Here is a 1700-nt window from a genome sequence, read left to right as displayed (position 1 = left end):
CTGATAACGCATCCAAAAAAGGCCCTCTCGGGCCCTTTTGTACTCAAACCAAAMTCACTTGGTCAGCCAGGACTCGCTGAAGTTGGCCAGGGCGCGCGCTCAAAGAGCGAAGGTGGCGCTCGGGGGCGGGGGCGAGGCCTGGTGCAGTGGAACGACGGCTGCCCAGACTTGAACCGGTTTCAGGTACCCATCAGCAAGTCGTCGAAGAGATCGCGCCGTTGCCGATGGAGTTTCGCTATAGGGTCAAAGTCAGTGCGGCGGGATCGGCCCGCCGCACCTTCCGGTTTATGCGGGCTGCGCTATAAGGGCGAGGCTACTGACAGGCTTGATCCTGAACCAAATGGAATACATAGCCGGCAGGAACACCAGAGTCAGTACCGTACCCGCCAACGTTCCTCCGATCAGCGTGTAGGCAAGCGTTCCCCAGAACACCGAATGAGTCAGCGGGATAAAGGCCAGAATCGCCGCCAGTGCGGTCAGGATCACCGGCCTAGCACGCTGCAGGGTCGCTTCGACTACTGCATGAAACGGTTCCAGTCCCGCCCGCTCGTTTTGATGAATCTGCCCAATCAGAATTAGTGTATTGCGCATTAGGATGCCCGACAGTGCAATCAGTCCTACCAACGCATTGATGCCAAATGGCTGCTGAAAAAGAATCAGCGTCGGGACTACACCGATCAGTCCCAGCGGACTGGTCAGGAAAACCATGACCATTGCAGATATCGAGCGAACCTGCAGAACGAGAATTATCAGGGTGATCGCCAACATAATTGGAAAAAGCGGCAACATCGCTTCCGTCGCTTTACCGGACTCCTCGATCGAACCCGCTTGCTCGATGCGATAGCCCTTCGGCAGCTTCTCAATGACAGGCTGTAACTGTTCGGAAATCCTCGTTGATACGTCTGGCGGCTGCTGACCTTCGGCGATATCGCCACGCACAGTGATCGTTGGCACCCGGTCGCGCCGACGCATGACAGGCTCTTCCATGCGGACATCAACCTCGCCGAGTTGCGACAGCGGGATGCGTTGCCCGTTTGCACCAGCCAGCGTGAAGTTCATGACCATTGCCGGATCGAAGCGATTGCCTCCTGCCGAGCGGGCCACCACTTGCACCGTGCGGATGTCCTCTCGCACGGCGGTCACCGGCACGCCGCTCAACAGAAACTGCAATTGTTGCCCAACCGCGCTGGAGGTGAGTCCAAAGGCTTGCAAGCGATCCTGCTGCAAGGTGAAGTGCAGAGCAAGTGTGCGTGCGCCCCAGTCACTATTGACTGTGCGCATCATCGGGTTGGCAACCATGACTTGCTGCACCTCAGCGGCAATCTCACGCAACTTAGCCAGATCTGGCCCGGTAATCCGGTATGCAACCGGGAATGGCGAATAAGGGCCGAATACAAGTTGCGTGACTCGCACCCTTGCCTGTGGAGCCAAGCCCTCGGAAATCGCCTCCCGCAACCGATGCTTCAACGCCTCACGCTCTTGCTCGTTGTCAGTACGAATCACGATCTTGGCGAATGACGGGTCAGGCAATTCCGGCCCCATTGCCATGTAGAAGCGTGGCGCGCCCTGACCCATGTAGGCTGTGACGATCCTGGCTTCTTTTTGCTCTGCCAGCCAAGCTTCCACTTCTGCAGTGGCGACGCTGGTTTGGGCAATGGAGGAGCCGTAGGGCATCTGAATTTCTACAAGCACCTCCGGGC

The 1700-nt window shown here is 57.8% G+C and carries 1 protein-coding gene; it reads right to left on the bottom strand.

The window, feature by feature from the left end; genetic code table 11:
* Nucleotides 1-285: 285 nt before the first annotated feature.
* Nucleotides 286-1700, bottom strand: a 1415-nt coding sequence (locus tag AC1DSG_RS30970; RefSeq protein WP_477794268.1) for an efflux RND transporter permease subunit, incomplete at its 5' end; no start/stop codon positions are given.

The sequence above is a fragment of the Pseudomonas sp. P5_A12 genome, from assembly GCF_056400685.1.
Note: the sequence above shows the minus strand (reverse complement) of the source record. Positions and strands in the feature narration are given on the sequence as shown.